Here is an 18,024-nt window from a genome sequence, read left to right as displayed (position 1 = left end):
CTTCGGCAGACGAGCCGACGCACAGGCTGCAGGAAAGTCGCGCGCGGATTGATCAATGGCAAAATTGGGGCGCATCCGTGGCGTGACGCATATTGCGGCAGAGGGCAAACTGTGGTTTGAAGTTATTACCATTAGCATGGATTCTGCGCCTGTGATTGATCTGGATCAGGCGCGTGAGGGAGAGGGTACCGTGAGGAATAGGATTTACGCAGCACTGGCGGGGATGACCTGTCTGCTCACGGCTGTCGGCGCCCACGCCGATCAGCCGGTGCATTGGCAAATGGGCATGCAGGAGGCCGCCACGCCGATCATGCACGAAATACGCTGGTTCGAACAATATACGCTCTGGTTCATTGTTCCGGTTACGCTTTTCGTTCTTGCGCTGCTCATCGTCGTCGTTCTGAAATTCCGCGCCTCGGCCAATCCCGTGCCTTCGAAGACCAGCCACAACACGGCAATCGAAGTGGTCTGGACGCTGGCGCCGGTTCTCATTCTCCTGTTCCTTGCTTTCCCGTCGTTCAATCTTTTGAACGCGCAGCTCACGCAGCCGGAAAACCCCGACGTGACGCTGAAGGCGACCGCCACGCAGTGGCTGTGGAGCTACGAATATACGGCTGCCGAGGGCGCCGAGCCGGTCTCCTTCGACAGCTACATGCTGAAGGATCAGGATCGCGCCGCCGCCGGCAAGGAGGACAAGGCCCGCTATCCGCGTCTTCTCGCAGTAGACAATGAAATGGTTGTCCCGGTCGGCAAGACCGTTCGCCTGCTCGTCACCGCCGCGCCGACGGATGTGATCCATTCCTTCGCCATGCCGGCTTTCGGCGTCAAGATCGACGCTGTTCCGGGCCGCCTGAACGAAACCTGGTTCAAGGCGGAAAAAGAAGGCCTTTATTACGGCCAGTGTTCCGAGCTTTGCGGCAAGGATCACGCCTTCATGCCCATCGCCATTCGGGTGGTTTCCGAACAGCAGTACAACACCTGGCTCGCCGCCGCCGGTTCTGACCTGAACGGCGCGAACCGGGCGCTGATGGCCTCTGTCGATGGCGCTCCGCGCACCGTCGACGTTGCCGCCAACGAAACCAACTGATTCTGGAGTGAGGACAATGGCTGGACCTTCCGCACACGACGATCATCACTCGCATGGTCATTCCGCACATGATGGGCACGCGCATGACGACCATTCGCATGATGCACATCATTCCCATACGCCGGGCTTCTTCGCCCGCTGGTTCCTGTCCACCAACCATAAGGACATCGGCACGCTCTACCTGATCTTTGCGATCATGGCCGGTATCGTCGGCGGCGGGCTTTCCGTCGTCATGCGCATGGAACTGCAGGAGCCGGGCATCCAGATTTTCCACGGTCTGGCCTCCATGGTCTACGGCTTTGAGGGCGACGCTGCCATCGACGGCGGCAAGCACATGTTCAACGTGTTCACCACCGCACACGCCCTGATCATGATCTTCTTCATGGTCATGCCGGCGCTGATCGGCGGTTTCGCCAACTGGATGATCCCGATCATGATCGGTGCGCCGGACATGGCTTTCCCGCGCCTGAACAACATCTCCTTCTGGCTGATCGTTCCGGCCTTCATCCTGCTCATTCTGTCACTCTTCGTCGAAGGGCCGGCGGGTGCTTATGGTGTCGGCGGCGGGTGGACCATGTATCCGCCTCTGTCGACAAACGGCATGCCCGGACCGGCGGTGGATCTGGCGATCTTTGCGCTGCACGTTTCGGGCGCGTCGTCGATCCTCGGTGCGATCAACTTCATCACCACCATCCTCAACATGCGCGCCCCGGGCATGACGCTGCACAAGATGCCGCTCTTCGCCTGGTCGGTGCTCGTCACTGCGTTCCTGCTGCTGCTTTCGCTGCCGGTTCTGGCGGGCGGCATCACCATGCTTCTGACGGACCGCAATTTCGGCACGGCATTTTTCTCGCCGGAAGGCGGCGGTGACCCGATCCTCTATCAGCACCTGTTCTGGTTCTTCGGCCACCCGGAAGTGTACATCCTGATCCTGCCCGGCTTCGGCATCATCAGCCACATCGTGTCCACCTTCTCGAAGAAGCCCGTCTTCGGTTATCTCGGCATGGCTTACGCCATGGTTGCGATCGGCGCGGTCGGCTTCATCGTCTGGGCGCACCACATGTATACGGTTGGCCTGTCGCTGGAAGCACAACGCTACTTCGTCTTCGCAACCATGGTCATCGCGGTGCCGACAGGCATCAAGATTTTCTCGTGGATCGCGACGATGTGGGGCGGCTCGCTGACCTTCTCGACACCAATGGTCTGGGCAATCGGCTTCATCTTCCTGTTCACGGTCGGTGGCGTCACGGGCGTCCAGCTCGCCAATGCCGGTCTCGACCGCTCGCTGCACGATACCTATTACGTGGTGGCCCATTTCCACTACGTTCTGTCGCTCGGCGCCGTCTTTGCGATCTTCGCCGGCTGGTATTACTGGTTCCCGAAGATTTCCGGCTACATGTACAGCGAGTTCATCGGAAAACTGCATTTCTGGGTCATGTTCGTCGGTGTGAACCTGATCTTCTTCCCGCAGCACTTCCTCGGCCTTGCCGGCATGCCGCGCCGTTACATCGATTATCCCGATGCCTATGCCGGCTGGAACCTGGTGTCGTCCTACGGGTCCTATATTTCGGCCGTCGGCGTGCTGATCTTCCTTTTCGGTGTCTGGGAAGCTTTCGCCAAGAAGCGGATCGCCGGCAACAATCCCTGGGGTGAAGGCGCGACGACGCTCGAATGGCAGCTGTCTTCCCCGCCGCCGTACCACCAGTGGGAACAGCTTCCGCGCATTCGCTGATGCACGGATCGGGACGCGCGGTAAGGCTCGCGGGTCCCGAGCGCTGAGAAAGAGGGCGGCACGGTCAGGCCCGTGCCGTTTTCCCGAACGGGCTGCCTTTACTGCCGCGTGACATTTTGTCCAAGCGATGCTTGCCTTCCAGCGTGATACATGCGCCGGGATATGATAAATGCCAGTTTTGGCCTTTATGAATGGCAAGCGCAGACGAATGGCGGCAGGACACGGCGTAAGGCCGGGCAGATGGCATCGGCTTAACCGGCTGCCGGTCAGGCTGTGACGTTCGGGACCCATGGATCGACGCATCGCGCATTCCGGAACTCTCACTCGTGTTTCCGGCCGATGCAGGGAATGTCGCGACAGGCGGCATTCGAAGGAAGCAGGACAGGAAATGACCGTTATCGACAATCGCGAAATGCTGGGCGCGGAAAGCTCCGAACTCTCGGAAGCCGGCGCGCGCGATTATTTCGAATTGCTGAAACCGCGCGTCATGTCGCTCGTGGTCTTCACGGCCTTTGCGGGCCTCGTGCTGGCGCCGGGTGAAATCAACCCGATACTCGGCATCATCGCTATTCTCTGCATCGCCGTCGGCGCGGGCGCGTCCGGTGCGCTCAACATGTGGTACGATGCCGATATCGATGCCGTCATGAGCCGCACCGCCAGGCGACCGATCCCGTCCGGCCGTATCACCCCGCGCGAGGCGCTGGCCTTTGGCCTGACGCTGTCGGCCTTTTCGGTAGTCATTCTCGGCCTTGCGATCAACTGGTTCTCGGCCGGTCTTCTGGCCTTCACCATCTTCTTTTATGCTGTCATCTATACGATGTGGCTGAAACGCTCGACGCCGCAGAACATCGTGATTGGCGGCGCGGCAGGCGCTTTCCCGCCCATGCTTGGCTGGGCCTGCGTCACCGGCGGCGTTTCGCTGGACAGCATCATCCTGTTCCTCATCATCTTCCTGTGGACGCCTGCGCATTTCTGGGCGCTGGCCCTGTTCAAGATGCGTGATTATGGCGCCGTTGGCATTCCGATGATGCCGAATGTTGCTGGCGAGCGCTCCACCAAGAACCAGATGATCTGTTATGCGGTGTTGACCGCAGCCGCAGCCGTCGCGCCTTATTTCACTGGTCTGGCAAGCGCCGGTTACGGTATTTTCGCGGCAGTGCTGAGCGCCATCTTCGTATACTGTTCGCTCGATGTCCGGCGCATGCCGGAGGGTGACGAAAAGATGTTGCCGGCCAAGAAAATGTTCGCTTATTCGGTGCTTTACCTTTTTGCGATTTTCTCCGGCCTTCTGGCCGATCATTTCGCGCCGGCCCTGAAGGCCGTCATGTCGGGAGTCCTGTGATGGAAACGGTGGAACTGAGCGCGGCGCAGAAAAAATCGAGACGCGGGCGCAATATTGCGCTCGGCGTCCTGCTCGCCGGTCTGGTGGTGCTATTCTACATCATCACCATCATCAAGATCGGTTCGCACTGACGGGCTGATCGAGGGGGAAGGAGGAGGATATGGCGAATATGGAAGCGCAGACAACGGGGACCGAGCGGCAACGGGTGAGCAATCGCTCCATCCTCGTGCTCTGTCTGGTGTTTTTCTGCGCCATGATCGGCATGGCCTACGCTGCCGTGCCGCTTTATACGCTGTTCTGCCGTGTCACCGGTTACAACGGCACGACCCAGCGCGTCGAGCAATATTCCGATGTGATCCTCGACAAGACCATCAATGTCACCTTTGACGCCAATACGTCGAACGGCCTCAACTGGGATTTCCAGCCGGTCGACAGGAAGGTCACGCCGAAGATCGGCGAAACGGTGCAGGTGACCTTCAAGGCGACGAACCGTTCACCGGTGGCGACCACAGGCACGGCGGTCTTCAACGTCACGCCCATGGAAGCCGGCGCCTATTTCAACAAGGTGGAGTGCTTCTGCTTCACCGAAACGACGCTGCAGCCCGGCGAAACGCTGGAAATGCCGGTGGTGTTCTTCGTCGATCCTGACATCGCCACGGCGCGCGAGACCAAGAGCATTCATACTTTAACGCTGTCCTATACGTTTTATCCGGCCAAAACCGAAAAACCGGTTGCGTCCTTGCCGGTAAAAACCGAATCTGGCGAAAGCAAATTGTGAGAGGAGATCCGGCCTTTGCCGAGGCCGGATCAGGGAAGAGACACCAGGGGATTGTCGCAATGGCAGATACGCATCAGAAGAACCACGATTACCACATTATCGATCCAAGCCCCTGGCCGCTTCTGGCCTCGATCGGCGCTTTCATCCTGACTTTCGGTGGCGTTTGTTACATGCGTTACCTGTCGGGCGGCTCCTTCAAGCTGTTCGGCGCGGAGCTCGCCAATCCCTGGCTGTTCTATATCGGTCTCGTCATCGTGCTCTACACCATGTATGCGTGGTGGGCGGATACGATCAAGGAAGGCCGCGAGGGCAATCACACCCGCGTCGTTTCGCTGCATCTGCGTTACGGCATGATCATGTTCATCGCCTCAGAGGTGATGTTCTTCGTCGCATGGTTCTGGGCATATTTCGATGCCAGCCTCTTCCCCCATGAAGCTATTCAGGCGTCGCGTCTCGAATATACCGGCGGACAATGGCCGCCCAAGGGCATCGAAGTCATCGATCCATGGCATCTGCCGCTCTACAACACCGTCATCCTGCTGCTGTCGGGCACCTGTGTCACCTGGGCGCATCACGCTCTGCTGCACAATGACCGCAAGGGCCTGATATCGGGTCTGGTGCTTACCGTTGCGCTTGGCGTGCTGTTCTCCACCGTGCAGGTTTACGAATACATGCACGCCCCGTTCGACTTCAAGAATTCGATCTACGGCGCGACCTTCTTCATGGCCACCGGTTTCCACGGTTTCCACGTCTTCGTGGGCACGGTGTTCCTGCTGGTCTGCCTGTTCCGCGCCATTGCCGGCGGGTTCACGCCCACGCAGCATTTCGGTTTCGAAGCCGCTGCCTGGTACTGGCACTTCGTTGACGTTGTCTGGCTGTTCCTGTTCTTCGCCATCTATATCTGGGGTGGCTGGGGCGCGCCAATTCACGGCTGATAGGGCCAAGGTAAGGCATCCGGTGGAGCGAGCGGGTGCAATCGTTTCTTCTCCCCGCCGGGGAGAAGTCCGCGGCAGCGGGATGGGAGGGCTCCGGTAGAGATATCCGGAGAGCTAGCCCCCTCATCCGACCCTTCGGGCCACCTTCTCCCCGGCGGGGAGAAGAAGACGCGACGCGATCGAGCAAGAAACAAGTGCCCGGGTTTTGAGGCAGGTTTCCAAGAGATCGACGTCACCCTCGGACTTTGGCCGACTTTGCGGGAGGTTTCACCATGTCAGAGCCATCAGGCAGCAAGTTCGCCCCGGTCGACCCGATCAAGGTGGGCTTGAAGGGCTGCTGCCCTCGCTGCGGCAACGGGCGCCTTTTCGATGGTTTTCTGACGGTAAAACCCGCCTGCAGCGCATGCGGACTGGATTACGGTTTTGCCGATGCGGGTGATGGCCCGGCGGTTTTCGTCATGCTGATCGTCGGTTTTCTGGTTGTCGGGCTGGCGCTCTGGTTCGATCAGCATTTTGCGCCGCCCGTCTGGGTGCATGTCATCTTGTGGTTGCCATTCACGGTGATTGTCTCCCTCGTGCTGCTGCGCAAGCTGAAGGGCATCATGATCGCGCTGCAATACCGCAACAATGCAAGCGAAGGCAGGCTTGACCGTGAATGACGTGTCCCACATGAAGGCGGCGGAAAGGCGGGTCTGGTTCGCTGCGCCGCTGGTTCTGCTGGCGCTTGCCATTCTTCTCGGGCTCGGCACCTGGCAGGTAAAGCGGCTTTATTGGAAAGAGGCGCTTCTCGCCGATATAGAAGAACGGCGAAACGCTGCCCCCGCCACGGTTGCCGAAATAGAGGCGATTGCCAAAAGCGGCGGCGATATCGAGTATCGCAAGGTCAGTCTGTCCGGTACCTTCGATCACGCCCGCGAGCGGCATTTCTTCGCCACCCACCAGGGCAGAACCGGCTATTACATCTATACACCGCTGACGCTTGCCGATGGCCGCGTCCTCTTCGTCAATCGCGGTTTTGTGCCCTTTGAGATGAAGGATCCGGCCAAGCGATCCGAGGGGCAGGTGACGGGCGAGGTGAAGATTACGGGGCTGGCGCGTGCGCCGCTTGTCGCCAAGCCTTCCTCGCTGCTGCCGGACAACGATATCGCCAAGAACATATTCTACTGGAAGGATCTGGCGGCCATGGCCTCCAGTGCGGATATTCCGCCGGACCGGCTGGTCAAGCTTTTCGTGGATGCCGATGCCGCCCCCAATCCCGGCGGCTGGCCGCAGGGCGGGGTGACGCTGATAGATTTGCCCAATAATCACCTGCAATATGCGATAACGTGGTATGGTCTGGCTGCAGCCCTTGTCATCGTCGCCGGTTTTGCCTATTTCCGGAACCACAAGGCGCGCGATGAATAGTGCGCCTGCCGCCCGGCAGGGCTGGCCATCGGCAGGGCACGGAGCACGCCTAAGGAGCTGGAATGAACATCGCCGTTTCCAAACCCCCTTTGACGATAAGGCTGTGCGGACCGCGTGGCTTTTGCGCGGGCGTGGACCGGGCGATCCAGATCGTCGTGCTGGCGCTGAAGGCCTATGGCGCGCCCGTTTATGTTCGCCACGAAATCGTGCATAACCGCTATGTGGTGGAAGGGCTGGAGGCCAAGGGTGCGGTCTTCGTCGAGGAATTGCATGAAATTCCGGCTGAACATCGCGAGCAGCCGGTGGTTTTTTCGGCGCATGGCGTTCCTAAATCGGTGCCTGAGGATGCGCAGGCGCGCAACCTGTTTTATCTCGATGCCACTTGCCCGTTGGTCTCCAAGGTCCACAAGCAGGCCATGCGCCACCAGCGCCTCGGCCGCCATGTGGTGCTGATCGGCCATGCCGGTCATCCAGAGGTCATCGGCACCATGGGCCAGCTTCCCGAAGGCACCGTCTCGCTCATCGAAACGGTGGAGGATGCCGACCGTTATGAGCCGCTGGACCGCGAAAATCTCGGCTTTGTCACCCAGACGACCCTGTCGGTCGATGACACGGCAGGCGTGATCGCCAGGCTGCAGGAACGCTTCCCGGCCATTCAGGCGCCCGCCGCCGACAGCATCTGTTACGCGACCACCAACCGTCAGGATGCGGTGAAACAGGCAGCGCCCGGCTGCGACCTGTTCATCGTCGTCGGCGCCCCCAATTCCTCCAATTCCAAGCGGCTGGTGGAAGTGGCCCTGCGTGCGGGTGCGAAGCGCTCTGTCCTGGTGCAGCGGGCCTCCGAAATCGACTGGAATGAAATCGGCGATATCCGCACCGTCGGTCTCTCGGCCGGTGCATCCGCTCCTGAAGTCATCGTCGATGAAATCATCGAAGCCTTCAAGGCCCGTTTCGACACCACGCTCGATCTCGCCGTGACGGTTGAGGAAACGGAACATTTCCTCGTCAATCGCGAGTTGCGCAGCATCGAGCTGACGACGGATGATATGGCTTTCGTCAACGGCAATGCCAGCAACGCGCTGCCGCCCAAGGCTGCAGCCGGCGCTTGACGTGGTTTAGCGGGAAGGGTGGTATTCGCCCCGCGCCGCTCTGCCGGATTTCCACTCCATCCTTCATCAAGAGATTTAAAATTGGCAGTTTATACTGATATCACCGAAGATGATCTGAGGAATTTCCTCACGCAGTACGACGTCGGCAGCCTCACTTCATACAAGGGAATTGCCGAAGGCGTCGAAAACTCCAATTTCCTGCTGCATACCACCAAGGACCCGTTGATCCTGACGCTTTATGAAAAGCGTGTGGAAAAATCCGATCTGCCTTTCTTCCTCGGCCTCATGCAGCATCTGGCCGCCAAAGGCCTGTCCTGCCCCTTACCACTACCGCGCAAGGATGGCGAGTTGCTGGGAGAGCTGTCGGGCCGCCCCGCCGCGCTTATCTCCTTCCTTGAAGGAATGTGGCTGAGAAAGCCGGAGGCGAAACATTGCCGCGAAGTCGGCAAGGCGCTGGCCGCCATGCATCTGGCGGGCGAAGGCTTCGAGATCAAGCGGCCGAACGCGCTCTCCGTTGAGGGCTGGAAGGTGCTGTGGGAGAAATCCGAAGACCGCGCGGACGAGGTGGAGAAGGGGCTGAAGGACGAGATTCGCCCCGAGATCGATTATCTCGCGGCCCATTGGCCGAAGGACCTGCCGGCCGGTGTCATCCATGCGGATCTGTTCCAGGACAATGTGTTCTTCCTCGGCGACGAACTCTCCGGTCTGATCGACTTTTATTTCGCCTGTAACGATCTGCTCGCTTATGATGTGTCGATCTGCCTCAATGCCTGGTGCTTTGAAAAGGATGGCGCTTACAATGTCACCAAGGGCAAGGCGTTGCTGGAAGGTTACCAGTCGGTGCGGCCGCTCAGTGAAGCGGAGCTGGAAGCGCTGCCGCTTCTGGCGCGCGGTTCGGCTCTGCGCTTCTTCCTGACGCGGCTTTACGACTGGCTGACAACGCCGGAGGGCGCGCTGGTGGTGAAAAAAGACCCGCTGGAATATCTGCGCAAGCTGCGGTTCCACCGTTCCATCGCCACTGTCGCCGAATACGGGCTGGCCGGCGAATGAAGCATGTCGATATTTTCACCGATGGCGCCTGCTCCGGCAATCCGGGTCCGGGAGGCTGGGGTGCGGTGCTGCGTTACGGCGAGGTGGAGAAGGAACTCTGCGGCGGCGAGGCCGAGACCACCAACAATCGCATGGAACTGATGGCGGCGATTTCCGCACTCAATGCGCTCAAGGCCCCCTGCGAAGTCGATCTTTACACCGACAGCGCCTATGTGAAGGACGGCATCACCAAGTGGATTTTCGGCTGGAAAAAGAAGGGCTGGAAGACAGCCGATAACAAGCCGGTCAAGAATGTCGAGCTGTGGCAGGCACTGGAAGTGGCGCGCGAGCGCCACAAGGTTACCTTGCACTGGGTGAAGGGCCATGCCGGCCATCCGGAAAACGAGCGCGCCGATGAATTGGCGCGAAAAGGCATGGAGCCTTTCAAACGGCGGTAATGCAAGACTGCTCTATTTTGCGCCGGACAAAATCCGAGCCGGTACGCCCCCATCCGGGGTTGTGAAAACCGAAACCCGACCTATCTTGTCGTCAAGGGGTGCTCCGGTGGTGCCCAACGGAGGAGAAAAATCCGGATGATCCTGCATTGTGTCTTTCTACGCTTCAAGGCCGCGACGGCCGCTTCTGAAAAACATGCAATTTTCGAGGCGATCGCCGCCCTGAAAGACGTGATACCCGGCATCGTCGATGTGAAATACGGACAGAACGTTTCACCCGAAGGGCTGAATGGCGGTTTTGTCGATGGCTTCATCGTGACGCTTGAAAGCCCGGAAGCCCGGGACGAATATCTTGCCCATCCCAAGCATATGGAGGTGGGGGAGCGCCTCGTGTCACTCACCGATGGCGGTCTTGCCGGGCTTCTGGTGTTTGATATGAATGTTTGAGAAGGCGGCTCCTCGCCGCTCTCTTCCCTCATGCTCGGGCCCGCCCCAAACATCTGCAGCATTTCGTTTTTGGTGAAATGATTGGATCCTCGGGACAAGCCCGAGGATTTATGGCTCGGCCTGTGGCCAAACATTTGGCCTTAAAGCTGCTCGATCATCGCCGCAGCCGCAGAGACCGTCGCCTGACCGGGGTTCTCTTCCACGTTGAGTGACTTCACGACGCCGTCTTCCACCAGCATCGAATAACGCTTGGAACGCACGCCGAGGCCGCCGGCGGAGAGGTCGGCATCAAGGCCGAGCGCCTTGGTGAAGGACGCATCCCAGTCGGCGAGGAAGTGGATTTTGCCCTGACCGCCCGAAGATTGCGCCCATGCGCCCATTACATGCCAGTCGTTGACGGCAACGACTGCGATATCGTCAACGCCTTTGGCCAGAATAGTGTCGCGGTTTTCAAGATAACCCGGCAGATGGTTCAGCGAGCAGGTGGGGGTGAAAGCGCCGGGAACGGCAAAGAGAACAACCTTCTTCCCGCCGAAAAGCGCGTCCGTGGTGGTTTCCACCGGGCCATCGGCCGTCTTTTCCTTGAAGGTTGCGGAAGGCAGTTTATCGCCGATCTTGATGGTCATGTCCGTGCTCCTATGGCCGTTCGGTTCGCGCGACTATAGAGTTTGCCAGGGAAAAGTGGAACCCGGTTTTCCCTGGAAGACAAACGAAAACAAGCTGTCCGGATACTGGCAGGTTCGCAACGAATCCAACGGTATCAGGAGCACGGAAATGAAATCCGCCATGCGGTTTTCACGGTGAATTCCACCGCGGAGCCACCGTTCAGGGCTTCGGGAAATTCAGCATCGTCTCCATGGCCCGGTCGCCCGATTTGACCAGAATGGGCCAGCTGTTGCCCTGCACCTGATAGGTTTTCGGCAGGCCCTTGATGTTCATGTAGAAGGAGAGCTTGCGCTTGTCGCGTACGAGGTTCTGCGGCTCGTAATAGGCAAAACCCGAGGGGCCGGCGATGAAGATTTCGGTCTCCTTCGGCGCGTTTTCCGGAAGCTGCAGCTGCACGCCGAGCATGGTCTTGTCGGGCGTGATGTGGAAATCGATCACCTTGAAATCGTCGGATGCCGCTTCGGGCAGTGTTTCGCGCGCCTCTTCGAGAAGGCGGCGCTCCTCGCTGTCATCATCACCCGCCGTGCCCCGGTCGATGGAGAACTTCGCCTCGAAAGGGATGCAGATATTCTGGCAGACGCCGATGAATGCGGTGAGGTCGATCTTCCCGCCAGCTGCCGGATCGGTAACCTTCAGCTGAAAGGGAAGGTTGACGGCGTGGTCATAACCGATATCGGTTATATCGCCGTTTTCGATCAACTTCGGAACCGGATAGGCCATGGCGGTCAGCATCGCACCGCTGGTCGGATCAGGCGTGATCTGCGGCGGTATGCCTGCTTCTCCGGGTTCGCGCCAATAGGTTATCCAGCCGTCCTTCGGCTCGATCTGCAATACGCCGCGCACCACGCCGTTTGCATCCACGGCAAGGCTCGCGACGCGCATCTGGCCGCCCTCGCTTCTGGCCCAGTCGGTAATGTCGGCCCGGGCGGCTTGCATGCCGCCGAGGAGGGCGGCAAAAGCAGCCGCGAGGTGAAGATGTGAAAATCGAAAGAATAACCTGACGCTCATGCTTCCCGTCTAACCCAACATCGACCGGCGGACCAGTTACGAATTCGTGGGGTTCATCATTTTCGGTTGATTGATCGGGCGGTATGCCGCATCCTGTCCTTTGTCGAAGTGCGAACGCCGTTTTCCGTTAAACGACGGAATTCGGCCTGCTGGAGGCGCCTGTGAGCTTTTCAACCCTGATGGACAAGCGCGAACGTGGCTTTCTCGACGGCCAGTTCCTCATTGCGATGCCGGGGCTGGACGACGGCAATTTTGCCCGTGCGGTGATCTATATCTGCGCCCACTCGGACGCCGGGGCCATGGGTTTCATCATCAACCGGCCGCAGCAGATTACCTTCACGGACATACTGCTCCACCTGAAACTGGTGGACAGCAACGACGCCATCATGCTGCCCAACCGCACCCGTGAGTTCCCGATCCAGTGCGGCGGCCCGGTGGAATCCGGCCGAGGTTTCGTTCTGCATTCGGATGACTATTTAAGCGAATCCAGCATTCCCGTCAGCGATGACATTTCGCTGACCGCAACGCTGGATATCGTCCGCGCCATTTCCAACGGCCGCGGCCCGCAAAGGGCCACCATGATGCTCGGTTATGCCGGCTGGGGGCCAGGACAACTGGAAAACGAGATCGCCAATAATGGCTGGCTGAACTGCCCGGCTGCGGAGGAGCTGATTTTCGACCGCGGGTTGGACAATAAATACGAGCGGGCGCTCGCCCTGATGGGCGTTGATGCACGCATGCTCTCCACAGATGCGGGGCATGCCTGAGCCTCATCTTCCCGCTCGTTTTGGCTGGAACCATTCTTCTCCCTTTGGCGTTACTTACCCGGAAAGCCGCACAGACAGTACGGTTCAACTAGGGAGCAGTAATATGGGTAGCACATCTGACAAGGTCGCCGGTAAAGCCAATGAAGTTGCTGGTAAGGTGAAGAAGAACGTCGGTGAAGCGACCGGCAACAATGAATTGCGCGCCAAGGGTGCCGCCCAGGAAACCAAGGGCAAGGTACAGTCCTCCGTCGGCAAGGCGAAGGATGCCGTAAAGGGCGCCGTCGACCGCATGTAATATCGCCGTATTGATTGCGCCTCTCTGATGATGGGGCGCGCGGAGCGCATGTGTTCAAGAGCACATGCGCTCTTGTCGTCTGAGCGCCGGAACGCTCTTCCTGTTGCGCCGTTCATGCCGTCGTCCCAGATTTGCCTCCGAGCAACTGATCCATCGCAAGGGTTTCATCAATGAAGCTTTTTTCCTGCGCATCCTGCGGCCAGCCGGTGCATTTCGACAATCGTTTTTGCGTTTCCTGCGGTCATCGTCTTGCCTTCGTGCCGGAGCGCCTGTCCATGGAGGCGCTGGCCCCGGCCGGTGAGCCGAACTGGCAGATCGTCGCGGAACCGCAAAAACAGGTGCGGTTTTGCGCCAATGAAGTGAACGATATCTGCAACTGGTCGGTGCCCGCGGGAAGCGAAAGCGCATTTTGCCCTGCCTGCAGCCACAATCGCCTTGTGCCCGACATTGCGACGCAACAGGGCATTGAGCAATGGCGTCGTATCAGCCAGGCGCAGCGTCATCTGTTTTATTCTATCCTGCAGCTCGGCCTCCCGCATCCCAACCGTGATGCCGATCCCGCTGGCGGCCTTGTCTTCGACTTTCTGGTGGATGAGGTGGCGCCAGATGGTTCCGTCATTCCGGCCATGACCGGTCATGACGAGGGGCTGATCGCCATTCGTGCGGCCGAGGCCGACGATGCTACGCGCGAACAGGTGCGCGCCAATATGAACGAGCCGTACCGCACAATGCTCGGCCATTTCCGCCACGAAGTCGGTCACTTCATCTGGAACAAGCTCGTACGCGATGCAAACCGACTGGAGGCCTGCCGCGCCGTCTTTGGCGACGACAGAGAAGATTATGGCGCGGCGCTGCAACGCAATTACGACGAGGGTCCACGTCCCGACTGGCAGGACAGCTTCATCAGTTCGTATGCCTCCGTCCACCCCTGGGAGGATTTTGCCGAGTGTTTCGCGCATTATCTGCATATCGTCGATACGCTTGAGACCGCGCGCGCCTTCGGCGTGGCAATCGACCCCGATGGGCATGAAGAAATGGCGGCGGAGGTGACTTTCGATCCTTACAATGCCCGCAGCGCTGCACAGCTGGTCAAGGCCTGGATTCCGCTCAGCGTTGCGATCAACTCTATCCAGCGCAGCATGGGGGAGGCGGACCTCTATCCCTTCGTCCTGACGCCGCCGGTGGTTGCGAAGATGGAGTTCATTCACGACCTGCTGCATGGGAGGGTGGCGGCGGATGCGTCAACACCGGTGCAGGCTGCCGTGGTTCAGTGAATATTCGACAAGCGAGGAGTAAAAGCCGGCAAACGCGGTGTCTCCTCCTCCTGTCATGCCGGACTTGATCCGGTATACAACCTGGCCAAGTCCTTGGTTTGAAAGGGCTTTTCCCGCAGCGCCGTCGCGCGTCGGCTGATGGGGGTAGATACCTCGCGTTTCAATACTTCGCTTACGAAGCCCGCTTCGTCGGCTGGAACCGCTCCCGAAGAAGCTTTAGCGCCGCATCGCCGGAAACCGGCGTGCCAAACAGGAAGCTCTGGCCGAAATGGCAGTTCATGCGGGCCAGTTCGGCCGCATCCTCAGGCGTTTCGATGCCTTCCGCCACCACCTGCATGTCGAGCGCCCGCGCCATGGCAATGACGGAGCGCAGAAGCACGTTACGCTTGTCGCTGGTATTGGCCACCAGCGCCTTGTCGAGCTTGATCGTATCGAAGGGGAAACGGGTGAGATAGGCGAGCGATGAATAGCCCGTGCCGAAATCGTCCATGGCGAGGCTAAGGCCGGTTTCCTTGAGCTTGGAAAGCACAAGCCGCGCCTGTTCCGGATTTTCCATGACGACGGATTCCGTCAGTTCCAGCTTCAGCTGCTGCGGGTTGCAGCGCGTGCGGGTGAGCATGCCGCGAACGTCGTTATAGAGTTCGTTGTTCAGCAGTTGGGCACTGGAAATATTGACGGAGATGAAGATCGGCATCTTGTCGATGGCATGTTGCCAGTCCATCAGGTCGGTCGCTGCCCGTTCCAGCGCGAACATGCCGAGCGGCTCGATCAGGCCGGAGGCTTCGGCAATCGGAATGAACTCGCTTGGCGGGATATTGCCACGCTTCGGGTGCTCCCAACGCATCAGCGCCTCGAAACCGGCAAGCTCCCCATCATCGAGCTTGACGATCGGCTGATAGGCAAGCGACAGCTCCTTGCGCTCGATAGCGCGGCGAAGGTCACTTTCCATCTGCAGCCGGTCGGTGCCCGAGGTGCGGAAGGCGGGACGGAAAGGCTCGACACGATTGCCGCCGGCGCGCTTGGCGCGATACATGGCCAGTTCCGCATCGCTGAGCAGACCTGCCGCACTTTCCTGTTGGTCGATCCACGAGACGAGGCCGATAGAAGCGGTGAGAATGATTTCGCGATTGGCGAAATTGATCGGCACCATGATCGCCTTGTTCACCGCATCGGCGAAATCCGCCACACGCTGCGGATCGCGCTCCGAGGTCAGGATCAGGCCGAATTCGTCGCCGCCGAGACGAGCCAGCGTGTCCTGCGGTTTGAGCAGCCGACGCAGGCGCCGGGTGAGGGCAATCAAAATATTGTCGCCGGCAGCAATGCCGAGCGTGTCATTGACCAGCTTGTAGCGGTCGATATCGATCGCCATCACGGTTGGCCGCACGCCCTCGCTGTCCGGCGAGAGGTTGAGGATCGATTGCAGGCGGTCGAGGAAGACCTGCCGGTTCGGAAGCCCGGTCAGATTGTCGTTCATCGCGTCCTGCAGCAGCCGCTCGACCGAATTTCTCTGCTCTGTAATATCGGTGATGGTGCCGACGCAGCGGATGATTTCGCCGTTGGAGCCAAGAACGGGACGCGCACGGATTTGCAGCCAGTGGAAATGGCCATCCTCGGCGCGAATACGGAATTCGTGGTTCAGGCGGCCCTTGCGATGGTCGAGCAGCACGTCGAGTGTGGCCTTGAACCGGTCGCGGTCATCAGGGTGCAGGCGCGGCAGCCAGTTGCGCGCGGCGCCATGCATGGTTCCGGGCTCCAGCCCCAGGCGGTTGGAAATATCAGGCGTCGTGACGATACGGTCACGCGTCACGTCCCAGTCCCAGACCGTATCGCCGCTGCCCGTGAGCGCCAGCGACTGGCGTTCCAGATCGGAGAACAGCCCCTGCTGATAGGCGCTGCCGGCAAAGGCGTGCTGGATGACCGTAAAGCCGATCAGAAGGACGATCAGTACCAGCCCGCCGCCAAGCGCAGGCTGCACGATGTCGTTGTCCAGCTGTCCCGTCACCGTCAACCAGCTGCCGAACAGCCAGACGAGGATCAAGGCCCAGGATGGGACAAGCAGGATAGCCCGGTCGTATTTGTTGAAACCGAGATAGATGATGAGCGCGATGCCCGCCGTCGCCGTCAGCGCGAAGGAAACACGCGCGATACCGGATGCGACGGAAGGGTCGTAGATCGCCACGCCAAACAGCAGCGCCAGCCCCACCACCCAGGCAAAGGTCGCATAACCCAGATGTGCGTGCCATCGGTTCAGGTTGAGATAGGTGAAGAGAAAGACGACGAAGCTGGAGGCGAGCGCCACTTCCGCGCCCGCCCTCCATATTCGCTGATCGCTGGAGGTGACGGTGATGAGCTTTTCGAGGAAGCCGAAATCAACGCATATATAGGCAAGCACGGCCCAGGCGAGGGCGGCAGATGCGGGCAGGACCGAGGTTCCCTTGACCACGAAGAGAATGGTCAGGAGCACGGCAAGCAGGCCGGCAATGCCGAGCACGATGCCGCGATAGAGCGTGAAGGCGTTGATCGTATCCTTGTAGGCTTCCGGTTCCCACAGATAAAGCTGCGGCAGCTGCGGCGTGGAAAGCTCGGCGACGAAGGTGATGACGGAGCCGGGATTGAGCGTGATGCGGAAGACGTCGGCGTCCGGGCTTGGCTGCCTGTCGAGCGCAAAGCCTTCGCTGGGCGTTATCGCCATGATGCGTTGCGAGCCGAGATCCGGCCAGAACAGCTTGGAATTGACGAGACGGAAATGCGGCGCGACGATCACGCGCTCCAGCTGCTCTTCGGAGACATTGGCAAGCGCGAACACGGCCCAGTCGCCCTGGTGATCGTCGGAACTGGCACGCACCTCGATGCGCCGGCGGATGCCGTCAGGACCCGGCGCGGTGGAAACCTGAAAGGCTTCGCCCTGATTGGCATAGATATCCGTGGTGGCGGTGAGATCGAGCGCTGTGTCGTCACGGGAGATCTTGACCGGCTCGAAGGCGAAGGAATGGGAGGCAAAAAGCAGGAAAAGCAGAAAAAACGGCGCAGCCAGCGCGATTGCCGCCAGACGTTTCGTGAGGCAAGGCGCAGTGTGATTGTAGGTCATGTATCGTACTTCGTTCCGCCGGAGCTTTGCTTGTCGGCAAGAAGGGAAAACATCATATGATCCCGCCATTGGCCATTGATTTTCAGATATTCCCGCAAGAGACCTTCCCGCTGGAACCCGGCATTTTCGAGGAGCCGGATGCTTTTGAAGTTTTCCGGAATACAGGCTGCCTCGATACGGTGCAACTGAAGTCCGTTGAAGATGTAGGGTATTACCAATTTTAATGCGGCAGACATATGGCCTTGGGCGGCATGCCGTTCACCGATCCAGTATCCGATCATGCAGCTCTGCGCCGCCCCGCGGCGGATATAGCCGATGGTGATGCCGCCGACCAGAAGCGTCTCTTTTTCGAACAGCAGGAAGGAAACGGCGGTGCCGGAAGAAAATTCCTGTCCGTTACGCACCACGCGCATGCGGAAGGCGCCCTCCGTCAGTTCGTCCGGCCGCCAGGTCGGTTCCCACGGCTGTAGAAACTGCCGGCTCTCGGATCGCAGCACGTGCCACTGCTTGAAATCGCTGTAGCGCGGCAGTCTGAGAAGGTGATTGGCGCTGCGCAATTCGGGTGTGTCATTATGTCGGGAAAGAAAACGCAGCATTCACGATCCCTG

General features: G+C 59.6%; 19 protein-coding genes. 15 read left to right on the top strand and 4 right to left on the bottom strand.

Translation table 11 applies throughout. The annotated features are described in order from the left end of the window. Window positions 1-223 precede the first annotated feature (223 nt). From coxB to FHW77_RS16615, 12 genes are all read left to right on the top strand, one after another. On the top strand, window positions 224-1,087 hold the full coding sequence (coxB, locus tag FHW77_RS16665; RefSeq protein ID WP_034496285.1) for a cytochrome c oxidase subunit II: 864 nt from the start codon (window positions 224-226) through the stop codon (window positions 1,085-1,087). A gap of 16 nt (window positions 1,088-1,103) precedes the next feature. Then, window positions 1,104-2,819, top strand: a complete 1,716-nt coding sequence (ctaD, locus tag FHW77_RS16660) for a cytochrome c oxidase subunit I (RefSeq protein WP_004440364.1) — start codon at window positions 1,104-1,106, stop codon at window positions 2,817-2,819. 388 nt (window positions 2,820-3,207) lie between these two features. After that, a complete protein-coding gene (locus FHW77_RS16655; RefSeq protein WP_004440366.1) occupies window positions 3,208-4,161 on the top strand; it encodes a heme o synthase in 954 nt (317 codons plus the stop codon). Continuing rightward, window positions 4,161-4,292, top strand: a complete 132-nt coding sequence (locus FHW77_RS26770) for a cytochrome c oxidase system small membrane protein (RefSeq protein ID WP_003521105.1) — start codon at window positions 4,161-4,163, stop codon at window positions 4,290-4,292. Before FHW77_RS16655 ends, FHW77_RS26770 begins: the two co-directional genes overlap by 1 nt. Before the next feature lie 29 nt (window positions 4,293-4,321). Then, the gene (locus FHW77_RS16650; RefSeq protein ID WP_004440369.1) at window positions 4,322-4,939 is read left to right on the top strand and encodes a cytochrome c oxidase assembly protein; all 618 of its coding nucleotides are present in this window, start codon (window positions 4,322-4,324) and stop codon (window positions 4,937-4,939) included. 59 nt (window positions 4,940-4,998) lie between these two features. Beyond that, window positions 4,999-5,874 (top strand): cytochrome c oxidase subunit 3, encoded by an 876-nt coding sequence (locus FHW77_RS16645; protein WP_004440371.1) that lies wholly within the window; start codon window positions 4,999-5,001, stop codon window positions 5,872-5,874. 272 nt (window positions 5,875-6,146) lie between these two features. Next, window positions 6,147-6,533, top strand: a complete 387-nt coding sequence (locus FHW77_RS16640) for a DUF983 domain-containing protein (RefSeq protein WP_004440372.1) — start codon at window positions 6,147-6,149, stop codon at window positions 6,531-6,533. Continuing rightward, window positions 6,502-7,278: an SURF1 family protein gene (locus tag FHW77_RS16635; RefSeq protein ID WP_373887381.1), complete on the top strand. Its 777-nt coding sequence runs from the start codon at window positions 6,502-6,504 to the stop codon at window positions 7,276-7,278. Before FHW77_RS16640 ends, FHW77_RS16635 begins: the two co-directional genes overlap by 32 nt. Window positions 7,279-7,340: 62 nt before the next feature. Beyond that, window positions 7,341-8,387: a 4-hydroxy-3-methylbut-2-enyl diphosphate reductase gene (gene ispH / locus FHW77_RS16630; RefSeq protein WP_004440375.1), complete on the top strand. Its 1,047-nt coding sequence runs from the start codon at window positions 7,341-7,343 to the stop codon at window positions 8,385-8,387. 81 nt (window positions 8,388-8,468) lie between these two features. After that, window positions 8,469-9,437, top strand: coding sequence for a homoserine kinase (locus tag FHW77_RS16625; protein WP_004440378.1), 969 nt, complete (start codon window positions 8,469-8,471; stop codon window positions 9,435-9,437). Beyond that, a complete protein-coding gene (gene rnhA / locus FHW77_RS16620; protein WP_004440380.1) occupies window positions 9,434-9,874 on the top strand; it encodes a ribonuclease HI in 441 nt (146 codons plus the stop codon). Before FHW77_RS16625 ends, rnhA begins: the two co-directional genes overlap by 4 nt. Before the next feature lie 135 nt (window positions 9,875-10,009). Next, window positions 10,010-10,318 carry a Dabb family protein gene (locus FHW77_RS16615; protein ID WP_004440381.1) on the top strand — a complete coding sequence of 103 codons (309 nt, stop codon included), beginning with the start codon at window positions 10,010-10,012 and terminating at the stop codon, window positions 10,316-10,318. A 140-nt stretch (window positions 10,319-10,458) separates the two neighbouring features. On the opposite strand, the gene FHW77_RS16610 is transcribed toward FHW77_RS16615, so the two are convergent. Both FHW77_RS16610 and FHW77_RS16605 read right to left on the bottom strand, forming a co-directional pair. Continuing rightward, the gene (locus FHW77_RS16610) at window positions 10,459-10,944 is read right to left on the bottom strand and encodes a peroxiredoxin (RefSeq protein WP_006699978.1); all 486 of its coding nucleotides are present in this window, start codon (window positions 10,942-10,944) and stop codon (window positions 10,459-10,461) included. 199 nt (window positions 10,945-11,143) lie between these two features. Then, complete coding sequence (locus FHW77_RS16605; protein WP_044458742.1) at window positions 11,144-11,992, bottom strand: protein-disulfide reductase DsbD domain-containing protein; 849 nt, start codon at window positions 11,990-11,992, stop codon at window positions 11,144-11,146. A gap of 161 nt (window positions 11,993-12,153) precedes the next feature. On the opposite strand from FHW77_RS16605, the gene FHW77_RS16600 reads away from it, so the two are divergent. The 3 genes from FHW77_RS16600 (at window position 12,154) to FHW77_RS16590 (ending at window position 14,328) form a co-directional block, all read left to right on the top strand. Beyond that, window positions 12,154-12,759, top strand: a complete 606-nt coding sequence (locus tag FHW77_RS16600; RefSeq protein WP_004440387.1) for a YqgE/AlgH family protein — start codon at window positions 12,154-12,156, stop codon at window positions 12,757-12,759. Window positions 12,760-12,862: 103 nt separating this feature from the next. Next, window positions 12,863-13,054 carry a CsbD family protein gene (locus FHW77_RS16595; protein WP_004440389.1) on the top strand — a complete coding sequence of 64 codons (192 nt, stop codon included), beginning with the start codon at window positions 12,863-12,865 and terminating at the stop codon, window positions 13,052-13,054. Window positions 13,055-13,224: 170 nt separating this feature from the next. Beyond that, window positions 13,225-14,328: a zinc-binding metallopeptidase family protein gene (locus FHW77_RS16590; RefSeq protein ID WP_044458743.1), complete on the top strand. Its 1,104-nt coding sequence runs from the start codon at window positions 13,225-13,227 to the stop codon at window positions 14,326-14,328. 172 nt (window positions 14,329-14,500) lie between these two features. On the opposite strand, the gene FHW77_RS16585 is transcribed toward FHW77_RS16590, so the two are convergent. Together FHW77_RS16585 and FHW77_RS16580 are read right to left on the bottom strand one after the other, a co-directional pair. Continuing rightward, window positions 14,501-17,416, bottom strand: coding sequence for a sensor domain-containing phosphodiesterase (locus FHW77_RS16585; protein ID WP_004440393.1), 2,916 nt, complete (start codon window positions 17,414-17,416; stop codon window positions 14,501-14,503). Further along, complete coding sequence (locus FHW77_RS16580; RefSeq protein WP_004440394.1) at window positions 17,413-18,012, bottom strand: GNAT family N-acetyltransferase; 600 nt, start codon at window positions 18,010-18,012, stop codon at window positions 17,413-17,415. Before FHW77_RS16580 ends, FHW77_RS16585 begins: the two co-directional genes overlap by 4 nt. Window positions 18,013-18,024: the final 12 nt, after the last annotated feature.

Source organism: Agrobacterium sp. RC10-4-1 (genome assembly GCF_014138475.1).
Lineage (GTDB): Bacteria > Pseudomonadota > Alphaproteobacteria > Rhizobiales > Rhizobiaceae > Agrobacterium > Agrobacterium pusense.
This window is presented reverse-complemented; position numbering and strand designations above follow the sequence as displayed.

Bases quoted from the DNA above. Each gene is read 5' to 3' on its own strand.
- coxB (WP_034496285.1), top strand. From the start codon at position 224: ATGACCTGTCTGCTCACGGCTGTCGGCGCCCACGCCGATCAGCCGGTG.
- ctaD (WP_004440364.1), top strand. From the start codon at position 1,104: ATGGCTGGACCTTCCGCACACGACGATCATCACTCGCATGGTCATTCC.
- FHW77_RS16655 (WP_004440366.1), top strand. From the start codon at position 3,208: ATGACCGTTATCGACAATCGCGAAATGCTGGGCGCGGAAAGCTCCGAA.
- FHW77_RS26770 (WP_003521105.1), top strand. From the start codon at position 4,161: ATGGAAACGGTGGAACTGAGCGCGGCGCAGAAAAAATCGAGACGCGGG.
- FHW77_RS16650 (WP_004440369.1), top strand. From the start codon at position 4,322: ATGGCGAATATGGAAGCGCAGACAACGGGGACCGAGCGGCAACGGGTG.
- FHW77_RS16645 (WP_004440371.1), top strand. From the start codon at position 4,999: ATGGCAGATACGCATCAGAAGAACCACGATTACCACATTATCGATCCA.
- FHW77_RS16640 (WP_004440372.1), top strand. From the start codon at position 6,147: ATGTCAGAGCCATCAGGCAGCAAGTTCGCCCCGGTCGACCCGATCAAG.
- FHW77_RS16635 (WP_373887381.1), top strand. From the start codon at position 6,502: ATGCAAGCGAAGGCAGGCTTGACCGTGAATGACGTGTCCCACATGAAG.
- ispH (WP_004440375.1), top strand. From the start codon at position 7,341: ATGAACATCGCCGTTTCCAAACCCCCTTTGACGATAAGGCTGTGCGGA.
- rnhA (WP_004440380.1), top strand. From the start codon at position 9,434: ATGAAGCATGTCGATATTTTCACCGATGGCGCCTGCTCCGGCAATCCG.
- FHW77_RS16615 (WP_004440381.1), top strand. From the start codon at position 10,010: ATGATCCTGCATTGTGTCTTTCTACGCTTCAAGGCCGCGACGGCCGCT.
- FHW77_RS16610 (WP_006699978.1), bottom strand. From the start codon at position 10,944: ATGACCATCAAGATCGGCGATAAACTGCCTTCCGCAACCTTCAAGGAA.
- FHW77_RS16605 (WP_044458742.1), bottom strand. From the start codon at position 11,992: ATGAGCGTCAGGTTATTCTTTCGATTTTCACATCTTCACCTCGCGGCT.
- FHW77_RS16595 (WP_004440389.1), top strand. From the start codon at position 12,863: ATGGGTAGCACATCTGACAAGGTCGCCGGTAAAGCCAATGAAGTTGCT.
- FHW77_RS16590 (WP_044458743.1), top strand. From the start codon at position 13,225: ATGAAGCTTTTTTCCTGCGCATCCTGCGGCCAGCCGGTGCATTTCGAC.
- FHW77_RS16585 (WP_004440393.1), bottom strand. From the start codon at position 17,416: ATGACCTACAATCACACTGCGCCTTGCCTCACGAAACGTCTGGCGGCA.
- FHW77_RS16580 (WP_004440394.1), bottom strand. From the start codon at position 18,012: ATGCTGCGTTTTCTTTCCCGACATAATGACACACCCGAATTGCGCAGC.